The organism is Pacificoceanicola niger (genome assembly GCF_048553275.1).
Taxonomy (GTDB): Bacteria; Pseudomonadota; Alphaproteobacteria; order Rhodobacterales; family Rhodobacteraceae; genus Pacificoceanicola.
This window is the reverse complement of the sequence record NZ_JBLZMW010000014.1, coordinates 16,172-39,310: the sequence shown is the minus strand read 5'-3', so window position 1 is coordinate 39,310 and position 23,139 is coordinate 16,172. Positions and strand designations below refer to the sequence as shown.

19 protein-coding genes are annotated in these 23,139 nt (G+C 64.5%); 12 read left to right on the top strand and 7 right to left on the bottom strand.

Annotation, left to right across the window (positions count from 1 at the left end; genetic code table 11):
* Positions 1 to 151: 151 nt before the first annotated feature.
* From ACN2XU_RS16740 to ACN2XU_RS16690, 11 genes are all read left to right on the top strand, one after another.
* Positions 152 to 442: a hypothetical protein gene (locus ACN2XU_RS16740; protein ID WP_419411601.1), complete on the top strand. Its 291-nt coding sequence runs from the start codon at positions 152 to 154 to the stop codon at positions 440 to 442.
* Between the two features lie 48 nt (positions 443 to 490).
* Positions 491 to 946, top strand: a complete 456-nt coding sequence (locus ACN2XU_RS16735) for an RrF2 family transcriptional regulator (protein ID WP_419411600.1) — start codon at positions 491 to 493, stop codon at positions 944 to 946.
* 656 nt (positions 947 to 1,602) lie between these two features.
* A complete protein-coding gene (locus tag ACN2XU_RS16730) occupies positions 1,603 to 2,454 on the top strand; it encodes a formate/nitrite transporter family protein (protein WP_419411599.1) in 852 nt (283 codons plus the stop codon).
* Positions 2,455 to 2,516: 62 nt separating this feature from the next.
* Positions 2,517 to 4,241 (top strand): bifunctional protein-serine/threonine kinase/phosphatase, encoded by a 1,725-nt coding sequence (locus tag ACN2XU_RS16725; RefSeq protein ID WP_419411598.1) that lies wholly within the window; start codon positions 2,517 to 2,519, stop codon positions 4,239 to 4,241.
* A gap of 26 nt (positions 4,242 to 4,267) precedes the next feature.
* Entirely contained in the window at positions 4,268 to 4,735 is a 468-nt protein-coding gene (gene cynS, locus ACN2XU_RS16720; protein ID WP_419411597.1) for a cyanase, read from the top strand.
* A gap of 141 nt (positions 4,736 to 4,876) precedes the next feature.
* A complete protein-coding gene (locus ACN2XU_RS16715) occupies positions 4,877 to 6,115 on the top strand; it encodes a metallophosphoesterase family protein (protein WP_419411596.1) in 1,239 nt (412 codons plus the stop codon).
* A complete protein-coding gene (locus ACN2XU_RS16710; protein ID WP_419411705.1) occupies positions 6,115 to 9,558 on the top strand; it encodes an ATP-binding protein in 3,444 nt (1,147 codons plus the stop codon). Before ACN2XU_RS16715 ends, ACN2XU_RS16710 begins: the two co-directional genes overlap by 1 nt.
* Before the next feature lie 18 nt (positions 9,559 to 9,576).
* Positions 9,577 to 10,308 (top strand): phosphatidylserine decarboxylase, encoded by a 732-nt coding sequence (locus ACN2XU_RS16705; protein ID WP_419411704.1) that lies wholly within the window; start codon positions 9,577 to 9,579, stop codon positions 10,306 to 10,308.
* A 3-nt stretch (positions 10,309 to 10,311) separates the two neighbouring features.
* On the top strand, positions 10,312 to 11,064 hold the full coding sequence (gene pssA, locus ACN2XU_RS16700; RefSeq protein WP_419411595.1) for a CDP-diacylglycerol--serine O-phosphatidyltransferase: 753 nt from the start codon (positions 10,312 to 10,314) through the stop codon (positions 11,062 to 11,064).
* A gap of 100 nt (positions 11,065 to 11,164) precedes the next feature.
* A complete protein-coding gene (locus ACN2XU_RS16695; protein WP_419411594.1) occupies positions 11,165 to 12,397 on the top strand; it encodes a lytic murein transglycosylase in 1,233 nt (410 codons plus the stop codon).
* Positions 12,398 to 12,455: 58 nt separating this feature from the next.
* Positions 12,456 to 13,142, top strand: a complete 687-nt coding sequence (locus ACN2XU_RS16690; protein ID WP_419411593.1) for a CbiX/SirB N-terminal domain-containing protein — start codon at positions 12,456 to 12,458, stop codon at positions 13,140 to 13,142.
* 59 nt (positions 13,143 to 13,201) lie between these two features.
* Here ACN2XU_RS16690 and ACN2XU_RS16685 read toward each other — a convergent pair whose 3' ends face one another.
* Positions 13,202 to 14,845 carry a thiamine pyrophosphate-dependent enzyme gene (locus tag ACN2XU_RS16685; RefSeq protein ID WP_419411592.1) on the bottom strand — a complete coding sequence of 548 codons (1,644 nt, stop codon included), beginning with the start codon at positions 14,843 to 14,845 and terminating at the stop codon, positions 13,202 to 13,204.
* 160 nt (positions 14,846 to 15,005) lie between these two features.
* Between ACN2XU_RS16685 and ACN2XU_RS16680 the strand changes: the two genes are divergently transcribed.
* A complete protein-coding gene (locus ACN2XU_RS16680) occupies positions 15,006 to 17,054 on the top strand; it encodes an oxidoreductase (RefSeq protein ID WP_419411591.1) in 2,049 nt (682 codons plus the stop codon).
* Positions 17,055 to 17,409: 355 nt separating this feature from the next.
* Here ACN2XU_RS16680 and ACN2XU_RS16675 read toward each other — a convergent pair whose 3' ends face one another.
* From ACN2XU_RS16675 to ACN2XU_RS16650, 6 genes are all read right to left on the bottom strand, one after another.
* A complete protein-coding gene (locus ACN2XU_RS16675; RefSeq protein WP_419411590.1) occupies positions 17,410 to 18,456 on the bottom strand; it encodes an AbrB family transcriptional regulator in 1,047 nt (348 codons plus the stop codon).
* On the bottom strand, positions 18,449 to 18,751 hold the full coding sequence (locus ACN2XU_RS16670) for a DUF4387 family protein (protein ID WP_419411589.1): 303 nt from the start codon (positions 18,749 to 18,751) through the stop codon (positions 18,449 to 18,451). The genes ACN2XU_RS16675 and ACN2XU_RS16670 overlap by 8 nt, the downstream gene beginning before the upstream one ends.
* Positions 18,752 to 18,754: 3 nt before the next feature.
* Positions 18,755 to 20,101 (bottom strand): acyclic terpene utilization AtuA family protein, encoded by a 1,347-nt coding sequence (locus ACN2XU_RS16665; RefSeq protein ID WP_419411588.1) that lies wholly within the window; start codon positions 20,099 to 20,101, stop codon positions 18,755 to 18,757.
* A gap of 102 nt (positions 20,102 to 20,203) precedes the next feature.
* The gene (locus tag ACN2XU_RS16660) at positions 20,204 to 21,709 is read right to left on the bottom strand and encodes a tripartite tricarboxylate transporter permease (protein ID WP_419411587.1); all 1,506 of its coding nucleotides are present in this window, start codon (positions 21,707 to 21,709) and stop codon (positions 20,204 to 20,206) included.
* Between the two features lie 4 nt (positions 21,710 to 21,713).
* Entirely contained in the window at positions 21,714 to 22,154 is a 441-nt protein-coding gene (locus ACN2XU_RS16655) for a tripartite tricarboxylate transporter TctB family protein (protein WP_419411586.1), read from the bottom strand.
* Positions 22,154 to 23,116 carry a Bug family tripartite tricarboxylate transporter substrate binding protein gene (locus ACN2XU_RS16650; protein WP_419411585.1) on the bottom strand — a complete coding sequence of 321 codons (963 nt, stop codon included), beginning with the start codon at positions 23,114 to 23,116 and terminating at the stop codon, positions 22,154 to 22,156. The genes ACN2XU_RS16655 and ACN2XU_RS16650 overlap by 1 nt, the downstream gene beginning before the upstream one ends.
* Positions 23,117 to 23,139 lie beyond the last annotated feature (23 nt).

The window sequence follows — 23,139 nt, the reverse complement described above, 5'->3', positions numbered from 1 at the left end:
ATTAACAAGGGTTTCACGGCAAGCGCGCGAGTCAGGGACATCCCGCGCTGTGTCATCGCAAGACTGTCACCAATTGCTCCGGCGGTATGACCGGTTTGCGACTTCCGGGAAATCTATCGCGACTTGGCTGTCAATCCGGAGGCCAGTGGCCGTGGGCGGATCTCGAAACTGCCTGAAATACTGGCAGATTTTGTACGACCACGGGCGTTTCTCCGGCCTGAACGGCGCACCCGGCGTCTTGAATTTCCCCAACCGGGGAAGGCCCGGCGGGTGGGATGGCGCGGCTGCCGCCCTCCAGGTCCTGACACGGAGCGAGGTCGAGACCCAGTCCGAGTTCAGTCCGGACCCGAGCATTTTCGACCGTACGGACGTGTTCAGCCGCACCGCCGCCGATGCGGCGCGGGCCGGGCCCGTAGTCCTACCGCTGGTACTTCTGTCCTGAATCCGGCAGGGTGCGACGCCATACGAGTAACAGACAAAGTCACATGCCATGCGCCTTTCGAAATTTACAGACTATTCCCTGCGCGTGTGTCTTTATCTCGGTGCGCATGGCGGGCGCCGCGTCTCCATTGCCGAAATCGCGCGGGCACATGGGTTGTCCCAAAGCAACCTGATGAAAGTGGTGACGCAGCTTGTGGATGGCGGCTTCGTCAAATCCACGCGCGGGCGCAGCGGCGGCATTGAACTGGCCAGCCCTCCGCGCGCCATCACGGTCGGAGCCATTGCCCGCTATATGGAAGGCGATTCCGCCATGGTCGATTGCGCGACATGCATCCTGCACGGTAAATGCGGACTGGTTCCGGCGCTGAAGCGGGCCAAGATGGCGTTTTATGGCTATCTGGAGCAAATCAGCCTAGCGGACGCCCTTGCTGCCAATCCCGCGACCCTCGGCATTTTGCAGGACGCCGCCGCAGACGGCACAGCGCCACCCCTCGACGCAACGTAACGCGACGGGGAATCGCACTGTGCGCCGGGGCGGCGGCGCGCGGGGGGGGCAGTTTCGCATTCGGCCATGTTTCAAGCCCTCAGCCGAAAATCCTGTTCAAAACTTCCGCAGTTTCGAAAGCCCGCCATGGAATTCGCGGGTTTCTGACAAGACGGCAGGGAAAACCGTTGCCAAGGCGCAATCATTCGATGTGAATGAATGATTATGGGCCGGGAGCAAAGCCTTCCCGCCCGCCGCAACGGCGCGGCATTTCAGTCAAGACAGCCCCCATGGGGCGGGCGGCAAGGATGTCGCTTTTCGATCCGGCCCTGGCCGGATTGCGGGACCGCCAGACCGGTCCCGGACAGAAATCGCCGCGGCGCCCGAGACATCGGTTCCGCGTTCAATCACGAAGCGGAGTCCCGGTTGTCCCGATCCCAAAACCCACCTCGAACGATTGGCTTTCTGACGGTTCGCCTTGCGCGATTGTGCCTCGGAATTGGCCACGCTGTTACGCGCCGCCCGCCCTCTGCTGACCTGCGGCGCGGCCCTGTTGCCAATCGAAACCGCCTTGCGGCTCTGCCTCTCCATCCCCGGGCGCGCCCGGCAGATCTTTCACATTATTCAGAAAAAGGCGCCTGACCTTCCACGCGCCCCTCACGAAAGGACCCCCTCAGATGTCATACGTCACTCCCAAGGAATTCGCGGCCAAGATGGTCGACGCCGGTGAAGCCAAGGTCTTCATGTCCACCAAGGATACGCTGATCCGTGCCTATATGGCCGGGGCGATCCTCGCGCTTGCCGCTGCCTTTGCCGTCACCATCGCGGTCAACACCGGCAATTTCCTTGTCGCCTCGCTGCTGTTCCCCGTCGGCTTCTGCATGCTCTACCTGATGGGGTTTGACCTTCTGACCGGTGTTTTCACGCTTGTTCCCCTGGCACTCTTTGCCAAGCGTCCCGGCGTCACCGTCAACGGCATGTTGCGCAATTGGGGTTTGGTTTTCGTCGGCAATTTCGCCGGGGCGATGACCACCGCGATCTTCATGGCGATCATCTTCACCATGGGTTTCAGCCAGGAACCGAATGCCGTGGGGCAGAAGATCGGGCTCATTGGAGAAAGCCGGACCGTGGGCTATGCCGCCGCGGGGGCCGCAGGCATGCTGACCGTGTTCGTGCGGGCGGTCATGTGCAACTGGATGGTCTCGACCGGCGTGGTCGCCGCGATGATGTCCACCTCCACCTCCGGCAAGATCATGGCGATGTGGATGCCGATCCTCGTGTTCTTCTACCTCGGCTTCGAACATTCGATCGTGAACATGTTCCTGTTCCCGAGCGGCATCATGCTGGGCGGCAACTTCACCTGGTTTGATTATCTCGCCTACAACGAAATCCCCGTGATCCTTGGCAACCTTGTTGGCGGCCTGACCTTCGTGGGCGGCATGATCTACATGACGCACTTCCGCGAAAGCCCCGCGCGCAGCAACGGCGTGGATCGCAACGACGATGCGACCAGCGTTCCGGCGGAATAAGTCTCTCATGTTTCGGGCCCTGCCCATCGGCGGGGCCCCTTCTTTTCCTTCCGGAGCGCCCCATGCCAAAGGACACCACAGTCAGGCAGGCCCTGACCGTCTCTCTCGGTCAGTGTTCGCGGGCGGGCCGCAAGCCGGAGAACCAGGATTTTCACGGCGCGTTGATCCCCGACGGCCAGATGCGGAGCCTCAAGGGCATCACGCTTGCCGTGGCTGACGGGATTTCGTCCTCGAAAATCAGCCGGGAGGCGGCGGAGGTCTCCATCAAAGCCCTGCTCTCCGATTACTATGCCACGCCCGACGCCTGGACCGCGCGCACGGCCGCGACCCGGGTGATTGCCGCGACAAATGCGTGGTTGCATGGTCGAAACACGGCGTTGACGGATATCAATCAGGGCCGCGTCTGCACCCTTGCCGCGCTGATCCTGAAGGGGCGCGACGGGCATATCCTGCATGTGGGTGACAGCCGGGTGAGCCTGTTCAGCGGCGCGAGCCTTGAGCCGCTGACCGAAGACCACCGGGTTCAGTTGTCGCCAGATGAAAGCTACCTTGGCCGCGCCATGGGCGCCGCGCGACAGGTGAAGGTGGACTATCGCCGTGTGCGGCTTCAGCCGGGCGATGTGTTCATCCTGACCACGGATGGCGTTCATGACTTCATCAACGGTGCGACGGTCCGGGACGCGCTGCAGGCCGACACGCTTGATCTGGCCGCCGCAAAGATCGTGGAAGCGGCCGAGAATGCCGGGAGCCGCGACAATCTGACGGTGCAGATCGTTCGCATCGACACGCTCCCGGAGACCGATGACGGGTTGCACCTCGACGCAGCGCGCCTGCCGGTTCCGCCGACGCCAAAACCGGGCGCCGAGATCGACGGCTTCCGCATCCTGCGCCAGATTCACGCCACCGCCCGCAGTCATGTCTACCTCGCCACGGCGCCGGACGGCACCCGCGTGGCCCTGAAGATCCCCGCAACGGAGATGGCAAAGGATGCGGCGTATCTTCGACGTTTCGTCCTGGAGGAATGGATCGCGCGGCGGCTCAGTTCGCCGCATGTGCTCAGCGCGGCCCAGCCGCCGGAGCGGCGCACGACGCTTTATGTCATCACCGATTTTGTCGAGGGCGTCACCCTGCGGCAATGGATGACGGACAATCCGGCGCCCGATTTGACGCAGGTGCGTGACATCATCGGCCAGATGGCGGCAGGGCTGCGGGCCTTTCATCGCCGCGAGATGATCCATCAGGATCTGCGCCCGGAGAACGTGATGATCGACCAGAGCGGCACGGTGAAGATCATCGACCTCGGCTCGACCGCCGTGGCGGGTGTCGATGAGGCTGCGCCCGGCACGCTTGGCCATATGGCCGGAACGTTCCAATACACCGCGCCGGAATACCTGTCGGGAGATGTGGTGTCGTGGCGCGGCGATCAGTTCGCGCTGGCCGTGATCGCCTACGAGATGCTCACAGGCCGCCTGCCCTTTGGCGCACAGGTCGGGCGGATCACTTCGCGGCGCGACCAGATGAGGCTGAGCTATCAAAGCGCCCGCGACGATGACAATGGCGTGCCGCTCTGGATGGACGCGGCCCTGCGCCGCGCCTGCAACCCCGATCCGATCCGCCGTTATGACGCGCTGTCCGAGTTCGTTGCCGATCTGAGCACGCCCGGCAGCACCTTCCGCGCTGGCCGTCACGTGCCGCTGGCCGATCGAAATCCCGTTCGTTTCTGGCAAGGCACCACCGCGCTTCTGGCGCTGCTTTGCCTCGTACTGGCCGTGCAACTCGCAGGCTGACCTTCACCCAACAGGAGACAAGACCCATGAAAGACCTCATCGCAGACGAATTACTGACCAAGGAAGACGTGACCGCGCTGATCATCATCGCCAGGAAGAAGGCCGGTCTCACCTGGACCGGGATTGCGGCGGAGATCGGCATGTCGCCGGTCTTCACCCACTCCGCCTGCATGGGTATGAATGCCTTTCCGCTGGAGAAGGCCGAGAAGCTCGCGGCCCTGCTGAGCCTGCCCGCCGAAGCCGCCGGGGTGCTGGCCGAAAGCCCGAACAAGGTCTTTGCCCAGACCGTGCCGACCGACCCCTGCATCTATCGCTTTTATGAGATTGTCGGCGTCTATGGCCCGACCCTCAAAGCGCTGATCCACGAGGAATTCGGCGATGGCATCATGTCCGCGATCGACTTTGACATGTCCGTCACGCGTGTTGCGCATGAAAAGGGCGACCGGGTGAAGGTCGAAATGTCCGGCAAGTATCTGCAGTACAACGCCTGGTAATCCCTGCGCCCGCCATGCGCCGCCACGCTGTGTGCGATTGCGCGGCACATGGTTTTCTTCGTGCTGAAGGGCTGTTGCAGGATGGGTGATCTGTGCCATGCAGGGGCGTAGCCTTTTGCCAGTGGCCCTGTGGACCCCGATATGATCACCCTTCTGCACACTGCGGACATTCACCTCGACTCGCCTCTGAAATCGCTTGCCCTGCGGGATGAGGCGCTGAGCCAGCAGGTCCAGACCGCCACCCGCACCGCCCTGATCCGGATCGTCGATGCGGCGCTGGATTTGCAGGTGTCGGGGGTTCTGATCGCCGGAGATCTGTTTGACGGGGCCGAGCGCAGCGCCCGCACCGCCGCGTTTCTGATCGCCCAGCTCGACCGGCTCAAGGACGCCGGGATCGCGGTGTTCTATATCAAGGGCAACCATGACGCGGAGAACCCGATCACCGGGGAGCTGACTTTGCCCGACAATGTCCATGTCTTTGACGGACGCGGCGGCAAGGTGCAGCTTGGCGCGCAGGACGTCTGGATTCACGGCGTCAGCTTCAGCAACCGCCACGCCCCGGACAGCCTTCTGGGCAAGTTTGCCGCGCCCGTCCCCGGTGCGGTGAACATCGCCATGCTGCACACATCGCTCGCCGGGGCGCCGGGGCATGACACCTATGCGCCCTGCTCTGTGGCCGAGCTTCGGGACATGGGCTTTGATTACTGGGCCTTGGGACACATCCACAAACGGCAAGTGCATTCGGACGCGCCCTGGATCGTCATGCCCGGGATTCCGCAGGGCCGCGATATCGGCGAGGCAGGGCCAAAATCCGCCACGTTGATCGAGATCGACGGCAGGACCGTTACGGTGTCGGAGGTGCCCACGGCGGCGGTGGAGTTTGCCGAGATCACGCTGCCTTGCAGCGGGATCGACAGCGAAGACGCCCTGCGCGGGGCCTTGCGCGAGGCTCTGCGCAGCGCGGCGGCGCAGATCAGTGCGGAGGCCGGGGTGCTGCGTCTGCAACTGACCGGGCAGACGCCGATGAAGTGGCAGATCCTGCGCGACAGGGATCGCTGGCAGGAGACGATTGCGGAGCTGGCGCAAACCGCCGGGGCGCTGTGGATCGACAAGGTGCAGTTTGACCTCAGCGATGGCGACGCGGTCTCCGGCGGCGGCTCGGCGGTGGATGAGCTTGATCGGCTGATGCAGCAGATCCGGGAGGAGCCGGGCTTTGGCGCGGAAATGCTGGAGACGCTGACGACCCTGCTTTCGGAGATCCCACGCGAGCGCCGCGCGCGGCTGGTCCCGGATGAGACCAGCGCCGAGACCCTCGCCCGACACCTCTGCGAACAAGGCGCGGAGGCGATGGTCGCCGCAATGAAGGGAGCGGCGGAGTGATGCGGCTGCGCGAATTCACGCTGGACCTGTTTGGCCATTTCGAGGGCAAGCGCTTTGATTTCGGCGAGAGTGCGCCGGATCGCACCGATTTTCACGTGATCTACGGCCCGAACGAGGCTGGAAAGACCACCACAATGGAGGCCTTCCTGCGGTTGCTCTACGGCTTTCCGCACCGGGAAAGCTATGATTTCAAACACGCGCGCAAGAACCTGCGTCTGTCGGGCGTTCTGGAGACGGACGAAGGGCTGATGCCGGTCACCCGCCTGCCCTTGCGCAAGGGGGATTTGCTGGATGCCGGCGGCACTGCGTTGCCGGAGGCCGCCTTGCAGGCGCATCTGGGCGGTTTGTCGGAGACGGACTACCGCCAGCTTTTGTGCCTCGACGACGAAACCATCGAGAAAGGCGGCGAAGAGATCGTCAGCAGCAAGGGCGACATTGGCCGCCTGCTGTTTTCCGCCGCCGCCGGTGTCAGCGATCTGTCGCAGGTGCTGGAAAATGCCCGCTCCCGCGCCGAGGCGCTGTACAAGAAGCAAGGATCGAAGACGGAACTGGCGGCTTTGAAACGCGCACTGACCGAGGTCACGCAGCAGATCAAGGACCATGACATCACCGCCAGCGCATGGCGCAAACTGCGCCAAACCGCCGAAACCGCCGAAGCCGAAGAACAGGACGCCCGCACCGCCCGCGCCGCGATGCTGCGTGAAAAGGCCACGCTGGAGGCGCGGCAGGCCGGGCTGCCGATGTTGGCGGAACTCGACGCGCTGGACACGCAGCTTGCGGATAAGGGACACTATCCCGAGCGGCTCGATTTCAATCCCGAAGACCTCGTGAAGCACCTGGCGCGGCAAAGCCAGCTTGAGGCGGACCGGCTCCGGCTCGAACGCGAGATTGCCGAGACGGAAACCGCCCTGGAGCAGACGCCGCGCCAGACCACGCATCTTGCGCTTGCCGGGGCGCTGGAAGAGCTTGAGGCGCTGCACACCCGCTATGCCAGCGGCGCGATGGATCTCGATCGGCGGCGGCGCAAGGCGGAGGGGCTGCAGGACGACATGGCCCGCGCCGTGCGCGATCTGCAGGCGACGGCCACGGACCCGCGGCAGTTGGTGCTGACCCCGGCGCAGCTGTCCGATCTGGAGACGCGGCGGGATGCCATGCGCGGCGCCCTGCGGGACCGGCAGCGGCAGGAGAAAGACCTCGCCGAGGCCGAAGAGCGGTTGACCCTGGCGCAGTCCGCGCTGTCGCAAACACCCAGTTCGGATGCGCCGGTGACCGCGTTGCTCAAACGCCATGCCGCCGATCACCTTGCGCCGAAAGTCGCCGCCGCGACGGAGGCGGTGCAGGCCGCAGACCGGGCGCTGGCCCGGGCTCTGGCCGGGCTGAGCCATGGCGCGCAGGTTTTCGACGCCCTCCCCGGTGCGGCGATCTCGGAGACGGAAGCGGAAACACTGGCGAGCCGATACGCCGAATGCCGTGCCAGACTCGACACGCTTGTGGCCGAGATTGCGGAACGCGAGAGCGAACTGGGCCGTCACCGCGCCCGCATCGCGCATCTCAGGCAGGATGACGGGCTGATCGACGATGCGACCGCGCGGGGCGCACGCGAAACCCGCGATCAGCTTTGGTCCGCGCACAAAGACGCCATGAGCCTGCCCAGCGCGGAGGCCTTCGAGGCCGCCATGCGGAAAGTCGACGACACCGCCGACGTCCGGCTCGCCCGGTCCAGTACGCTTGGGCAGCTCCGGCACGAAGAAGAGGCGCTCATTGATCTTGAGGCACGGCAGGCCCATGCCCTCAGGCAGCAGTCAGATGCGCAGGACAGGCTTGCGGCGCTGAGTGCGGAGTGCACCGGTCTGGCCAAACGCGCGGGTCTGACGGACGCGATCTCGCCGGAGAGTTTCGCGATCTGGTCCAAACGGCTGGCAGAGGCCCGCGAGGCTTTTGCGGCGCGCGAGGATCTGAACGCCCGCCATAGCGAAACCCTCGGCAGCGCGGCGGCGCTGGCCACGGCCCTTCGCGCGGCGCTCGATTTGCAGGCCCGGGACTTTGACACGCTTGTCGCGGAAGCGCGGCGCGCGGCGCAGGCCGAGCAGGACGCGGCCCAGACGGCCCGATCCGCTGAGCAGACACGCAACGCCCTGCAATCCGAGGTCACGCGCCTGCAAGCCAGCCGGGACACGCTGATACGCGCCGCCGATTCGCAGACAGAGGCATGGCGGTTGGCGGTGCGGGAGACGCTGGGTGAAACGGTCGATCCAGGCACGCTGGAGGCCAGCTTCGAGCCGCTGCGGCGTCTGCGGGAACTCGACATCGCCCTGAGGCAGGTCGAGCGGCAGGTGGCGTCCATGGACGCCGACAAGACCGATTTCAATGCCCGGATCGCCGCGCTGGCCGAAGCGCAGAACGAAGCCGTGGCAGACGATCCGATCGAGACGTACAAGGCGTTGCAAACTCTGGCGAGCGACGCGCAAAAGGCCGAGGACCGACATGCGGCCCTCACCGTCACGCTGTCCGGCCAGAAAAGCGCTTTGGACGAAGCGCTGCGCGGCCTTGCGGATATTGATCGCCATGTCGCCACCCTGGCCGCGCAGTTTCCGCCGTCGGTTCCCACGAACACGCTCAACGCGTTGCGCACTGCCGTGGGGGCGGCGCAGCAGGTGATTGATGCGCGGAAGGCGCGCGCCAAGCTCGTGGCGGCGCTGTGCAACCGGTTGGATTTGCCCGACCTTGCGTCTGTTCGGGCGGCTCTCTCGCCACTGTCTTCCGCGACCGTGGCGGCAGAGCTGGCCGCGCTTGAGCAGGATTTGGCAGCACAGGAAGCCCGGTTGGAACAGGCCATCGAGTCCCGCACCGTCGCCCGGACCGAATTGCGCAGGGTAAGCGGCGCGGCGGATATTGCCCGCCTGACAGAGCAGAAGGCTACGCTGGAGGCCCGGATCGAAGACACCGTGCTGCGCTATCTCGAAACCCGGTTTGGCGTTCGGCTGGCCGAGGAAGCCATCCGACGCTACCGCGACAGTCATCGCAGCGGCATGATCGAAGCAACGGAAGCGGCCTTTGTCGAGCTGACCAACGGAGCCTATACCCGCCTGTTGACGCAGCCCGACGGGCAGGCGGAGATTCTTGTCGCGCTGGATGCGGCGGGGCTGTCGAAGCAGGCGCAGGACATGTCGAAGGGTACGCGCTTTCAGCTGTATCTCGCGCTCCGCGCCGCCGCCTACGCGCAGTTGACGCAACAGGGCACCTGCCTGCCGTTCTTCTGTGACGATGTTTTCGAAACCTTCGACGAAGAGCGCACGCGCTCTGCCTGTCGGGTCATGGCGCGGATTGGCCGGCAAGGGCAAGCGATCTATCTCACACATCACAGGCATGTCGTGGACATCGCGGAGGGGGTCTGTCCGGGTGCCGTGACGGTGCATGATATACGCGACGTGCTTGCGCGTTGATGCGGCGTCCGCAAGACGATAAGAGTCCCGAGATCCAAGGCAAAAGGCAAGCTGACCATGCGTATGCGCGACACGTTCATCAAACCCATGCACCCGGAGGGGCGCCGGTTTGTGGCGATCTTTGCGGTGATCACGCTCGTACTCTTTCTGATCGCCGATTTTCTCGGCTGGATCGGAGTCGGCCTGACTGTGTGGTGCTATTATTTCTTCCGCGATCCCAAACGGGCCACGCCGGAGGGGGATACCCTTGTCATCAGCCCCGCTGACGGCGTTGTGTCGCTGATCGAACCGGCGGTCCCCCCGACCGAGCTTGGCATGGACGACAAGCCGCTGACCCGCGTCAGCGTGTTCATGAGCGTATTCAACTGCCACGTGAACCGCGCGCCGGTGGGCGGCACGATCAAGTCGATCGCCTATCGGCCCGGCAAGTTCCTGAATGCTTCTCTCGACAAGGCCAGCGCCGACAACGAGCGCAACAGCCTGTGCATCGAACGGCCCGACGGGACGCAGATCGCGGTTGTGCAGATTGCCGGCCTGGTGGCGCGGCGCATCGTCTGCTTCTCCAACACCGGCGCGCAGATCGAAACCGGCGAGCGCTTTGGCCTGATCCGATTTGGCTCGCGGCTGGATGTGTACCTGCCGGAGGGGGTGCAGCCGATGGTCAGCATCGGGCAGACCATGGTCGCGGGCGAGACGGTGCTTGCCGATCTGTCCTCGACGGCTCCGGCCCGCCAGGCCCGGACACGCTGAGCGATGGACGCCCCCGACGACACCCAACCGACACAGGAACGCGGCAAGCTGCCAATCCTGCACCTGTTGCCCAATCTGCTGACCATTGCGGCCATCTGCGCCGGGCTGACCGCGATCCGCTTCGGCCTGAATGGCGAGTATGAAAGCGCTGTGAAACTTGTCCTTCTGGCGGGTATTCTCGACGGCCTTGACGGGCGTTTGGCGCGGTTGCTTCGGTGTCAGAGCTCGGTCGGGGCAGAGCTCGACTCGCTGGCGGATTTTCTCAATTTCGGCGTGGCGCCGGGGCTGATCCTGCATGCCTGGGCGCTGCATGAATTTCGCGGCATGGGTTGGATCGCGGTGCTGGTCTATACGATCTGCTGCGTGCTGCGTCTTGCGCGGTTCAACGTCAACAGCCGCCTTGAGGTCAAACCCGCCTCCGATCACTTTGTCGGCGTGCCATCCCCGGCCGGAGCCGGGCTGGCCATGCTGCCGATGTACATCGCCTTTCTGTATCCGGAGGAAGATCATCTTCCGGCGGAACTGATCGCGCTTTACCTGCTGATTGTCGGCTTCATGATGATCGGCCGCCTTCCGACCCCGTCCTTCAAGAATTTCACGATCCGGCGCGAATACGCGCGGTTCCTGATCGTTGGCGCGGTGCTCATGGCCTCTGCGCTCTTCACCTATCTTTGGGCGACACTGGTGATCGCATGCCTGGTGTACCTCGCAGGGCTGGTTTTCGCTTTCATCACCTCCCGCCGCTCGAAGGACTGAGACGACCGGCAAGGATATGCCTCTGGCTGAAACCACCTGAGACAAGCGCGACGCGGCGCGTTAGCATGATCTGTGTAACTGTCTGAACCGGGGGCCTGCCATGCTGCGCGTCGTATTGCTGACCATCCTGATGATCCTGCCGGGGTTGGCCAGCGCCCAGAACCGCGCCGCTGTGGAGCGGCAGTTCCAGTCCTGGCTGCAATCCGAAATCTGGCCCCGCGCGCGGGCCAAGGGCGTCAGCCGGGCGATTTTCGACGGGGCGTTTCGCGGCGTTTCGCTGAACTGGGAGCTGCCGGATCTGGTGCCGCCGGGCAGCAAACCTTCTGGCCCGCGCAAACAGCGGCAGGCGGAGTTCGGCTCTCCGGGCAAGTACTTCAACAGGGGGTCCGTTGACGGAGCCACTCGGGTTGGACGACAGATGATGAAGCGGCATGCCTCGGCGCTCGCCGCGACGGAAAAACGGACCGGTGTGCCGGGGCGGATCATTCTCGGCATCTGGGGGCGCGAGAGCGGCTATGGGCAGGTTCCGATCCGCAACAACGTCTTTGAAGTGCTTGGAACCAAGGGTTTCATGAGCACGCGGGCCGACTATTTCGCCGATGAGCTGGTCGCCGCGCTGCAGATTGCACAGGCGGGCCACGCCCCGGAAAGCGCGATGAAAAGCAGCTGGGCCGGGGCGCTTGGACAGCCACAGTTCATGCCGTCCAACTTCCTGAAATACGCTGCCGACGGCAATGGCGACGGGCATGCGGACATCTGGCGATCCGAGGCGGACACGATCGCGTCGATCGGCAATTATCTGGCCAGACACGGATGGGTTTCAGGGCGCGACTGGGGCTTCGAGGTTGAGGTGCCACGCTCCGTATCGTGCACGCTGGAAGGCCCGGATCAGGGCAAGCCCATCAGCCAGTGGGAGGCCATGGGGATCAGGCGTATCGGCGGAAAATCCTTTCCTGCGCATGAGTTGCGCGGCCAAGGCTTCCTGCTGATGCCCGCCGGGCGCAATGGTCCGGCCTTTGTCGTCACACCGAATTTCTATGTCCTGAAGGACTACAACATGAGCGATCTCTACGCGCTCTTCGTGGGCCATGTGGGGGACCGCATCCAGTACGGCATGGGAGATTTTTCAGGGAAATGGGGGCAGGTCGGCGGGCTTTTGCGCTCTGACGTGGCGGTCATGCAGCGCGCACTGGAGGCGATGGGGCATGACGTTGGCGGCGCCGATGGCCTGCCGGGGTTCAAGACACGCCGCTCGATTGGTCGCTGGCAGGAGGCAACCGGCAAGGCGGCGACCTGTTTTCCAGAGGCTTCGATGAAAGCGGCCCTGCGCTGACTTGGCCTTTTCGCCTGCGGGATTATATGGCTCGGGAGTGCTTTGAAAGGACCGGACAATGCCCCGACATGCGGTGATCGTCAGCCATGGACAACCCTCCGAACCCGATGTCGGAGAGGCGGAGATCAGGGCGCTTTCAGACGCCGTACAGGCCGTTTTGCCTGAGATGCGCGTGACAGGTGCGACACTGGCCAAGGAGGGCGCGCTGGAAGCGGCGGTGGACAGCCGTGCGGGGGCTTTGGTCTATCCGTTCTTCATGGCGGATGGGTGGTTCACGCAAAAGGCCCTGCCGAAGCGGCTGGAGGGGTTCGAGGTGACGCAACTGGCGCCATTCGGCCTAGATCCGGCCCTGCCCGACTGGACCGCCGATTGGTTGCGCCGGGTGCTGTCGGAGAGGGGGTGGCCAGCGCAGGACACCGCGCTGTTCCTCGCCGCGCATGGCTCGGGGCGGAGCGACAAACCGGCCAGTGTGACACGCGGTTTTGGCAAGGCGCTGGCAGAGCGGATGCCCTTTCGCGAGATCCGATGTGGCTTTGTCGAAGAGGCACCCTATCTCGCGGACATGGCGGAGGGCCTCGGAGAGCGGTCCATCTGCCTGCCCTTCTTCAACATGAAACGCGGGCATGTGCTGGACGACCTGCCCGAAGCGCTCGACGCGGTTGGTTTTGCCGGTGTCCGGCTCGACCCGTTCGGATGCCAGCCAGAGCTTCCCCGGTTCATCGCCACCGCCCTATCAAGCGCATGAGCCTCTGAGCGGTCCGGCTCCTTTGAAAGGAACCGGTCCGATCTCTTCGGGAAACACCGTCATCCCAACCGTTTGCCCGGCGCCAGCAGATCGCGGTCCTGGACGATCTCGATCAGGTTCACACCGCCACGCGCCCGCGCTGCGTCCAACGCCTGCGCAAAGCTGGCCAGATCCGTCGCGCGCGCGGCCCCTGCCCCGAAGGACTGCGCAAAGGCGACAAAATCCGGGTTGATCATCTCCGTACCCGACACACGGCCCGGAAACTCGCGTTCCTGATGCACCCGGATCGTACCGTAGCGGGCATTGTTGACCACGATCACCGTCAGCCGCAGATCATGATGCACCGCCGTGGCGAGTTCCTGACAGGTCATCATGAAACACCCGTCCCCGGCCAAAGCATAGACTTCGCGCTCCGGCGCAGCGACTGCGGCACCAATGGCGGCGGGCAGGCCGTAGCCCATCGAACCAGAGGTCGGAGCCAGCTGGCTGCGCGGGGTCCGGTAGCGGTGGAACCGGTGCAGCCACGCCGCGTAATTGCCCGCGCCGTTGGTCATGATCGCGTCATGCGGCACCGTGTCCGACAGATGTTTGTAGAGCGGGGCGAGCATATCGTCGTTGACCGAACTGGTGGCGTTGAAGGCTTCATACGCGCTACGCAACGCCTTGCGGCGTTCAGCGAACCTGTCCGGGGCGATCGGTGCCCAATCGGCCACGGCATTGCAGAAACTCTCGGTGTCGGAAATCAGCGTGATTTCAGGTTCATAGACCCGGCCCGGCTCTTCGGGTTCAGGAAAGACATGGGCGAGGGTCTGCGACGGGACGGGCGGTTTGGGATTGGTGTAGCCGTTGGTGGTCATCTCGCCGAGGCGCGGGCCGATGGCGATCAGAAGGTCCGTATCCTCCAGCGCGTCGGAGAGATACGGCACCTTGCCGACAGCAAAGTGCCCAGCGTAACTGGGATGATCGTTGTTCATCAATGCCTGCGAGCGCAAGCTGACCGTGACCGGGATCCCCTGAACCTCTGCAAAACGTTCAAGCGCGGCGATGCCGGCCTCCGTCCAGTTGCCCCCGCCTGCCATGATCAAAGGCCGCTCTGCCCCGGCGATTGCGGTTTTCAGAGCTTCCAGAGCCTCTGGCGCGGGTTGATAGCGCGGTGCCTCGACGAAGCGCGGCGCAGGCGGCACCTGGACCTCGTCATAGAGCATGTCTTCCGGCAGGGCGATCACCACGGGGCCGGGGCGGCCGGACTGGGCAACGCGAAAGGCGCGACTGATGTATTCCTGCATCCGGCTCGCGTCGTCGATCTGTGTGACCCATTTCGCCATCTGGCCGAACATGCGGCGGTAGTCGATCTCCTGGAATGCTTCGCGCTCCACCATGTCGCGCGCCACTTGGCCGATAAACAGGATCATCGGGATGCTGTCCTGAAACGCCACATGCACGCCCGCGCTGGCGTTGGTCGCGCCGGGGCCACGGGTGACCATGCAAACGCCGGGGCGTCCGGTCATCCGGCCATGGGCATCCGCCGCCATCGCTGCACCGCCTTCCTGACGGCAGGTGATAAAGTCGATACCGTCGCGCTGGTGCAGAGCATCGAGCACGGCGAGATAGCTTTCCCCTGGAACGCCAAAGACCTGGCGCGTGCCCTGCGCCACCAGCAGGTCAACAAGATGATCGGCGGCGCGGCGGGTGGTGACGGTCATGGCGGTCCTCGTTTGGCTTGTCGGATTTGTCTGAAACCATGCCTAAGTGCAAAGCAGGGGGGCGTCCAGCGTCGCGCACTGGCCTGCGCATGCCGTCTTTTGGATTGCGAGCCGGAGGCCGTCCGACGCAGGCTGTGATCAAACGAACCGGAGTTTACACATGAGCCGCGATCCGCTGCTGCAGCCTTACACGCTCAAACACCTGACTTTGAAAAACCGGATCATGACCACCAGTCACGAACCCGCCTACCCCGAAGAGGGCATGCCCAAGGATCGCTATCGTGCCTATCACGTGGAGCGGGCGAAGGGCGGGATTGCCCTGACCATGACGGCGGGATCCGCGCTGGTCTCTCGGGATAGCCCGCCCGCCTTCAACAACATCTTGGCCTACAAGGATGAGGTCGTACCGTATATGGCGCAGCTGGCCGCTGACTGTCACGCTGAGGGCTGCGCCGTGATGATCCAGTTGACGCATCTGGGCTGGCGCTCGCGCTGGGATTGGGGCGATTGGCTGCCGACGGTGGCCCCCGGCGGACGACGTGAACCGGCGCACCGGGCCTTTCCGAAGATAATGGAGGAATGGGACATTGCGCGGATCATCACGGATTACGCGGATGCGGCCGAGCGGATGCAGCAAGCGGGTCTCGATGGCATCGAACTGGAGGCTTACGGGCATTTGATGGATGCCTTCTGGTCCGGATATCTGAACGGTCAGGATGGGCCCTACGGGTCGCAAAGCTTTGACTCCAAAATGAAATTCTCTCTCGACGTGCTGCAGGCCATTCGCGCGCGAGTGGGGCCGGAGTTCATTGTGGGCGTGCGCTACACCGCCGACGATGGCCAGCCGGGCGGGATCAGCGCGGCCGACGGCATCGCCATCGGTCATGCGCTGAAGGACAGTGGCATGGTCGATTTTCTGAACGTGATCCGAGGCCGTATAGACACCGATGCCACGCTGACCGACGTGATCCCGGTGCAGGGCATGAAAAGTGCACCGCACCTTGATTTTGCTGGGAAAATCCGGGCAGAGGTTGGGCTGCCGACCTTCCATGCTGCGCGCATCCCGGATGTCGCAACCGCGCGGCACGCAGTGGCGGAGGGGCGGCTTGATATGGTCGGCATGACGCGGGCGCATATGGCCGATCCGCATATCGTGCAAAAGATCCGTGAGGGGCGCGAGGATGACATCCGGCCCTGCGTCGGGGCAACCTATTGCCTTGACCGGATCTATGCCGGGGGCGAAGCATTGTGCATCCACAACCCCTCCACGGGGCGCGAATTGACCCTGCCGCACCACATAGAAAAATCCAAGGATTCCAAGCGCGTGGTCGTGGTTGGCGCCGGTCCCGGCGGATTGGAGGCGGCGCGGGTCGCGGCCGAGCGCGGGCATCGTGTGACGGTGCTGGAGGCGGCGCCGGAGGCGGGGGGCCAGTTGCGGCTTGCGGCGCAGAGTGCGCGGCGGCGGGAGATGATCGGGATCGTGGATTGGCGTCTGGCACAATGCGCCGCGCGGGATGTGGAATTCCGTTTCAACACCTTTGCCGATGCGGCGGATGTGATGGCGCTGCAGCCCGATCTGGTGGTTGTGGCGACCGGCGGGATGCCGGAAGTCAACATATTGGAAACAGGGAATAGTTTGGCTGTGAGTGGTTGGGATATCCTGTCCGGCGACGTGCGGCCCGAAGGCGCTTTGCTGATCTATGACGAAGTCGGCGATCACGTCGCCATGCAGGCCGCAGAGATGGCGGCGGCGGCGGGCTGTGAGGTCGAAGTGATGACGCGGGATCGGAATTTATCGCCTGAAATCATGGGGATGAACTTTGTTCCCTACATGCGGAGCCTGCAGCCTGCCGGGGTACGCCTGACCGTGGCGGAGCGATTGGTCGGGCTGGAGAAAGACGGAAACCGGCTCAGGGCGCGGATCGGCTCGGACTATGTGCCGGACGTGCGCGAGGCGGTTTACGACATGGTCGTGGTCAATCAGGGCATCACGCCTCTGGATGAAATTTACTTTGATCTCAAAGGTTTGTCCAGGAACCTTGGTCAGGTTGACCACGACGCGCTGCTGGATGGAACCGGGACGGTTCTGCCGGTGCGGTCGCCGGATGCGGCCTTTGATCTCTACCGGATCGGTGATGCGGTGGCGGGGCGGAACGTGCACGCGGCCATCTATGAGGCCAACCGGATCGGGCGTCTCTGGGCGCATTAACCTGCGCGTCCGGCCCGCCTGGTTAACCATGCGCGCGCCGGGGTTAAACCGCCGCGCGGTGCGGGCGCAACGCCCAGATCTTGTGGCGCCGGCCTGGCGCGACACAAGGCTGCGACAGAGGTTACCCTGTTGGGCGGAGCCGTTAACCCGCGTTTGGTACGATTCGGCGCGTGTTTGGTACAAAACGCAAAGCGCGCTGTCTGAATTCGGGGGGCTTTGCCGGATTTCCGCAGATTCCTGGTTAACGGGCGACGTTTTCGTGGATCCGCGGTCTTCCCGCCCCGTCCGGGGCCCGCGCCCGTGACCCATCTCTGTGCGCCGCGCGGACGCTGGCGCGACGGCCCGTAGGCCGGGGCTATGCCCCGGTCCCCCGGTCGCGGCGGGCCATCCATTTGGCGACAATCGGCGCCAGCGTGATCACAAGGATCAGCCGGAACAGGTGATGCGTGACGACAAAGGACAGGTCCGCGCCGACAACGATGGCGATCACCACCATCTCGCCCTGACCGCCCGGCAGAAAGGACAGAAAGCTGTCGAGGTGGTCGGCATGGGCCACGAAGTGGATCGCCTCGATAAAGCCGAGGCTGATGACCGAGAGCAGCAGCGCAAACGCCAACCCCGCGCCGACGTAGAGCCGCAGTTCGCGCGCGGTGATGCCGACATATTTCACCCCCACACCGATGCCGATGAAGAATTGCGAGGCCCAGATGATCTCGGCCGGAGGCCGGTGCGAGATCACCCCGGTCAGCGACAACACGGCGGTGAGGATCATCGGCCCCAGCAGGGACGCGCCGAACAGGCCGATACGCTCCGCAGCTTTCCAGCCGATCAGCGCGGCGGCGACCATGATCGCGATTTCCACCGGATCGCTGTCGCGGGCGAAGGCGCCGGGCGGTGCGGTCAGGTCCACCTGCCAGAGCCATTGCATCAGAACGGGCGCAAGGGTGACGATCACAAGGACGCGGGTGGCGTGGATCAGGGACATGGCGCGCACGTCGCCGCCGGCCTCCTCTCCGAAGATCAGCATGTCCTGCAGCCCGCCCGGCATGGCCGAGTAGAAGGCCGTGGCATGATCCATACCGAAGAAGCGGCGCAGCAGCGGATAGCCGGTCAGCCCGATGATGATCACGAAGATCGGCACAAAGACCAGCGTGTTCAGGTAGGAGGGGATCTGTGCCACGACCTCCGGATTGATCGAACTGCCAACCGCAACGCCGAGGAAGGTGCGCATGAAGGTGCCAAACGTGCCTGTCCCGCGCAGCGGCAGCCCCGCCATGCCCGCGCAGAGGCAGGCCAGCATCGGCCCGAGCAGCAGCGGCAGCGGCAGGCCGATCTGGACGAAGAAGGCGGCGCCGAGGACGGCGATGGCCAGTGTGAGCCCGAGGCCCGGCAGTTTAGGCAAGGCTCAGCTCTTCGAGAAGCACCGCATATTGCGCCCCGTGCTGATCGCGGTCGAGCGGCGCGCCCTGCGGCACCGGCCGGGGGAAGCTGAACTTGATGACGTTCAGCTGTGCGATATCGAAGCGTTTCAGCGTCTGCACATCCACGCGATAAAGCGCGGCCACCTGTGCGGTGTCGAGCCGCTGGCGGATGCTGTCGAAGGCGGCGGGGGTTCCGCAGAAGAGGTCCACGGTGACCCAGAAGGGCCCGGCGTTCTTGGAGCGGATCTTGACGGTTTCGTCGGCGAGGGTCGGCATGGGTCAGATCTCCTCCGTCTTGAGCCGGAAGGCTTGCATCGGCTCATCGAGGTGCAGGACGTGGTTCATGGCGAATTCGTGCAGCGCGCCGCGTTCGGAATGCGCCGGGCTGTAGGGGAAGGCAAAGGTCGGCAGCTCTTCGTCGCGGGTCAGCGGGTAGTGCAGCAGGAAGGGGTTGATCAGCTTGGCGATCTCCGTGGCGTCCTGCTGGGTCGGTGCGGTGACGATGACAAAGGCGCCGACCTCGGTGGGATCGCCCTTGCGCGCTTCGAGGTGGCCCAGCGCGGAGTCGATGCCGATCAGGCGGATGTCGATGGTGTAGGCGTCGCGCGGCAGATCGAGGCTGGCGGCGAGCTTGGTATCGAGGAATGCCAGGAGTTTGTCGGCCCAGTCCCGCGCGTATTCGACATAGCGGCGGTTGCGCAGAGTCGCGAGGAGCGTGGTCTGATAGCCCGCGGTGCGGGCCGCTTCGAGTTTGACGGTGTAGGGGCCGGGGTGCCATTCCGCGCCGGTGACGCGCACGGCGGTGTCGCTGGCGGCGGTGTATTTCGCCTGTGTCACGTCGAGGTGGCCGCCGGGCTCATACAGGATGAACGGGTCGGAGTTTTCGTAGAGCATGTGGGCGCAGACGCTGTGCGGGGTGCATTTGGCGTCCGTGGCCAGCGGCGTGACGGTGAAGCCCTCGGCGTCGAAGTCGATCTGGATCACGCCGGAGGTCGGATCGCTGGAGCACAGCGCCCCGCATTCACCGATCTTCGCCCCGTGCCATGCGGCGCCGGGATGCTCGCCCCGGGCCAGAGGCAGGGCGGCGATGATGGCGGTGTCGGTGGTGCGTCCGGCGAGCACGATATCGGCGCCGGTGTTCAGCGCTTGCTGGATCTGTTCCGCCCCCGCGAGGGCGACGATATGCGCCATATCGGCGAGGTCCTCGGACGCCAGCGCCGGGGCCGGATCGAGCGGCGTGATCTGATCGAAACGGGTTTGCAGGGACTGCGGGGATTGCTCGGAGTAGAGCCGGGCGATCTTCAGCGATTGGCCGAGTTCGGCGGCAAGCTCGCGGGTGATGTCATACATCCAGTCAACGTGGGCGTCGGCCCCGGCGGTGCCGCAGGTGCCGATGACGAGCGGCACGCCGGCCTCTGCGCGGGCCTTCATCAGGACGCGCCATTCGGCCTTGATCGCGGCGCGGGCGTATTTCGAGGTGCCGGTGCCAAGCGAGGCGGGGCCGCTGTCGGTGCTGCCGCCGTCGATGGCGAGCAGGTCGGGCTTCATGGCCACGCCGCGCCAGAGCGCGTCTTCGTCGAAGCCGAGGCCGAGAACACCGGAGGGAATGAGGATGCGAGTTGGCATGGGGTCTCCGAGTGGTTTGGAGGGTTTGCGCGGCGCACGGCGTCGGGCAAGAGCGTCGTAGGACGGAACGGGCGGAGGTTAAAGCCCCCGCCCGGTCAAATATCAGTCGCTGATCGCCTGCGGTTTCTTCAAGATGCGGCGCAGGAAGAGCGGCGCGACGAAACCCGCGATGGCGAAGATCCAGAAGCCGATGGCGATGGGCGAGGAGAAGAGATAGGTCCACTCCCCGTCCGAAAGCACCATGGCGCGGCGCAGGCTGTCTTCCATGTTGTTGCCCAGCAGGATGCCGAGGATGATCGGAACCGTGGGCACGTCGAGCTTGCGGAAGAACCAGCCGAGCAAGCCGAAACCGATCATCAGCAGCAGGTCGAAGTAGCTGCCCGAGAGCGAGTAGATGCCCACGAAGGAGACCATCATCACGCCCGGCAACAGCACCCATGCGGGCACGCTGAGGATGCGCACGAAGATCTTGACCATCGGCACGTTGAGCGCCAGCAGCACGAAGTTGGCGATCAGCAGCGAGGCGATGAGGCCCCAGACCACATCCGGGCGATCGGTGAACAGCGTCGGGCCGGGGGTGATGTTGAGCGTCATCAGCAGCGCCAGCAGAACGGCGGTGGTGCCGGAGCCGGGCACGCCGAGCGTCAGCATCGGGACAAGCGCGCCCCCGGCAGCGGCGTTGTTGCCCGCCTCGGGCGCCATGACACCCTTCGGATTGCCGGTGCCAAAGCCCGCCTTGTCGCCCTGAACGGCCTTTTCCGACATGTAGGCCAGGAACGAGCCGAGCGAGGCCCCTGCCCCGGGCAACACGCCCGCGACAAAGCCGATGGCCGAGGAGCGCAGCATGGTCATGGAGCCGCCAAGGAGGTCCTTGACCGGGATCGTCACCTTTTCGAGCTTGACGCCGATCGAGGAGCCCTTGCCGTGGCTTTCGATAAAGATGAAGACCTCTGCCACGGCGAACAGGCCGACGATGGCGACGAGGAAGTCAACGCCGTCCATCAGGTGCATGTTGCCCCCGGTAAAGCGCGGCATGGAGGTGGTGTTGTCGATGCCGATCATCGCGATGCCGAGGCCGATACAGGAGGCGAGCGCCGCCTTGGCCTGATTGTTGGAGGCAATGCCGCCAAGGGTCGAGAAAGCGAGCAGGTAGAGCGCGAAATACTCCGCCGGGCCGAACTGATAGGCGATACGCGACAGCAGCGGCGCCAGAAGCATCAGGCCGATGGTGGCAAAGAGCGCCCCGAAGAAGGAGGCAAAGCCCGACAGCACCAGCGCGTCCCCGGCCCGGCCCGCCTTGGCCATGGGATAGCCGTCGAGCGTGGTCATCAGCGCCGGTTCATCGCCGGGAATGTTGAGCAGGATCGAGCTGATCCGGCCGCCGTACATGGCCCCGTAATAGACCGAGGTCATCAGCACGAGCGCGGCGGTGGCATCAAGGCCCAGCGAAAAGGCCAGCGGGATCAGGATCGCGACGCCATTCGACGGCCCGAGGCCCGGCAAGGCCCCGATGATGGTGCCGAGGAAACAGCCGATGACCGCCAGCATCAGGGTAAACGGAGACAAGGCCACGCCAAAGCCCAGCGCGAGATTAGACAAGAGATCCATGTGCTTATCCCATCAGCGCCTTGGGCAGGGGCGACAGCCCGAGACCGAGGACATATTTGAAGATGATAAAGAGACCGATCGAAAGGCCGACGCCGGTCAGCGCCGCCGGCACAGCGCGCGGCGTGATCTGAAAGCTGAGAATCCCGGCGCAGATCGCGGTGGGAAGCAAAAAGCCCATCGGTTTCAGGGTGTAGGCGTAGCCGATCATCACGATGACGGCGACGGCGATGTTCACAAGGGTCCGCAGATCGGGCCAGTCCGGCTCCGCATCCGGTCTGACCAGCATCACGAGGCCGCAGACAATCGCGGTGACGCCGAGGATGATCGGAAAGGTCTTGGAGCCTACGGGGTCGGAGAGGAAGCTGGTCTGTATCTGGAAGGCGCTCGCGATATACGCGAGCGCCCCGAGGATCACGACCAGCCCGAAGACGCGGTCGCTTTTCATCACTGGATCACACCGATTTCCTTGGAGAGCTCCACGGTGTCCGCGATGACGCCATCAACCCAGGACTGGAAGTCGCCGCCGACCTTGGTGAAGGGTGCGAGACCGTTGGCCTCCATCGCGGCTTTCCATTCGTCGGATGCCGCCACAGCGGCGAGCTTCTCGCCCCAGGCTTCGAAATCCGCGTCGGAGATGTCTTTCGGGACATAAAGACCACGCCAGTTGACGGCGACAACGTCGATGCCCTGCTCCATGGCGGTCGGGATGTCCTCGAAGCCGGGAACGCGCTCTTCGGTCAGCACGGCGAGGGCGCGGACTTCACCGGATTTGATGAAGCCGACAACCTCGGACATGTCGCCGGTCATGCCTTGGGTAAAGCCGCCGACGGTCTGGGTGATTGCATCGGCGCCGCCGTCGACACCGATGTACTTGATCTTGCGGATATCATCGAAGCCGGCTTCCTTCAGGACCTGAAGCACCTTGAGGTGGTCAAAGCCGCCTGCCGCGGACCCACCGGCGAAGGCGACGGAGCCGGGATCGGCCTTGATCGCGTCGACCATGTCATTGAGGGACTGGAAGGGGCTGTCGTTGGCCACGACGATGACGCCCGGATCGGCACCGATGGCGCCGACAAAGCGGACCTGATCGGCGGTCATCCCGGCAAAGGCGTTCTGGGCGAGGCGGGTGGTGGTGGCGGAGGACGCGGCGATGATCAGATCGTTGTCGTCGGTGCGCTCGTTCACGACGTGGCTGTAGGCCAGACCACCGCCGCCACCGGCCATGTTGGTGACCTGCACCGGCGCGTCGACCTGCCCGATGTCAAAGAGGATCTTGCCGATCTGGCGGCAGGTGAAGTCCCAGCCGCCGCCGGGGTTCGCGGGTGCGATGCACTCCGTCGCGAAAGAGGCGGTGCCGACAAGGGTAAAGGCGACGCTCGCGGCGAGCGCCCGGATGGACATTTTCATGGTATTCCTCCCAAAAGGTCCGG

Bases quoted from the DNA above. Each gene is read 5' to 3' on its own strand.
- ACN2XU_RS16735 (WP_419411600.1), top strand. From the start codon at position 491: ATGCGCCTTTCGAAATTTACAGACTATTCCCTGCGCGTGTGTCTTTAT.
- pssA (WP_419411595.1), top strand. From the start codon at position 10,312: ATGGACGCCCCCGACGACACCCAACCGACACAGGAACGCGGCAAGCTG.
- ACN2XU_RS16650 (WP_419411585.1), bottom strand. From the start codon at position 23,116: ATGAAAATGTCCATCCGGGCGCTCGCCGCGAGCGTCGCCTTTACCCTT.
- ACN2XU_RS16655 (WP_419411586.1), bottom strand. From the start codon at position 22,154: ATGAAAAGCGACCGCGTCTTCGGGCTGGTCGTGATCCTCGGGGCGCTC.
- ACN2XU_RS16710 (WP_419411705.1), top strand. From the start codon at position 6,115: ATGCGGCTGCGCGAATTCACGCTGGACCTGTTTGGCCATTTCGAGGGC.
- ACN2XU_RS16695 (WP_419411594.1), top strand. From the start codon at position 11,165: ATGCTGCGCGTCGTATTGCTGACCATCCTGATGATCCTGCCGGGGTTG.
- ACN2XU_RS16670 (WP_419411589.1), bottom strand. From the start codon at position 18,751: ATGCCGACCCTCGCCGACGAAACCGTCAAGATCCGCTCCAAGAACGCC.
- ACN2XU_RS16730 (WP_419411599.1), top strand. From the start codon at position 1,603: ATGTCATACGTCACTCCCAAGGAATTCGCGGCCAAGATGGTCGACGCC.
- ACN2XU_RS16665 (WP_419411588.1), bottom strand. From the start codon at position 20,101: ATGCCAACTCGCATCCTCATTCCCTCCGGTGTTCTCGGCCTCGGCTTC.
- ACN2XU_RS16715 (WP_419411596.1), top strand. From the start codon at position 4,877: ATGATCACCCTTCTGCACACTGCGGACATTCACCTCGACTCGCCTCTG.
- ACN2XU_RS16685 (WP_419411592.1), bottom strand. From the start codon at position 14,845: ATGACCGTCACCACCCGCCGCGCCGCCGATCATCTTGTTGACCTGCTG.
- ACN2XU_RS16680 (WP_419411591.1), top strand. From the start codon at position 15,006: ATGAGCCGCGATCCGCTGCTGCAGCCTTACACGCTCAAACACCTGACT.
- ACN2XU_RS16690 (WP_419411593.1), top strand. From the start codon at position 12,456: ATGCCCCGACATGCGGTGATCGTCAGCCATGGACAACCCTCCGAACCC.
- ACN2XU_RS16660 (WP_419411587.1), bottom strand. From the start codon at position 21,709: ATGGATCTCTTGTCTAATCTCGCGCTGGGCTTTGGCGTGGCCTTGTCT.
- ACN2XU_RS16725 (WP_419411598.1), top strand. From the start codon at position 2,517: ATGCCAAAGGACACCACAGTCAGGCAGGCCCTGACCGTCTCTCTCGGT.
- cynS (WP_419411597.1), top strand. From the start codon at position 4,268: ATGAAAGACCTCATCGCAGACGAATTACTGACCAAGGAAGACGTGACC.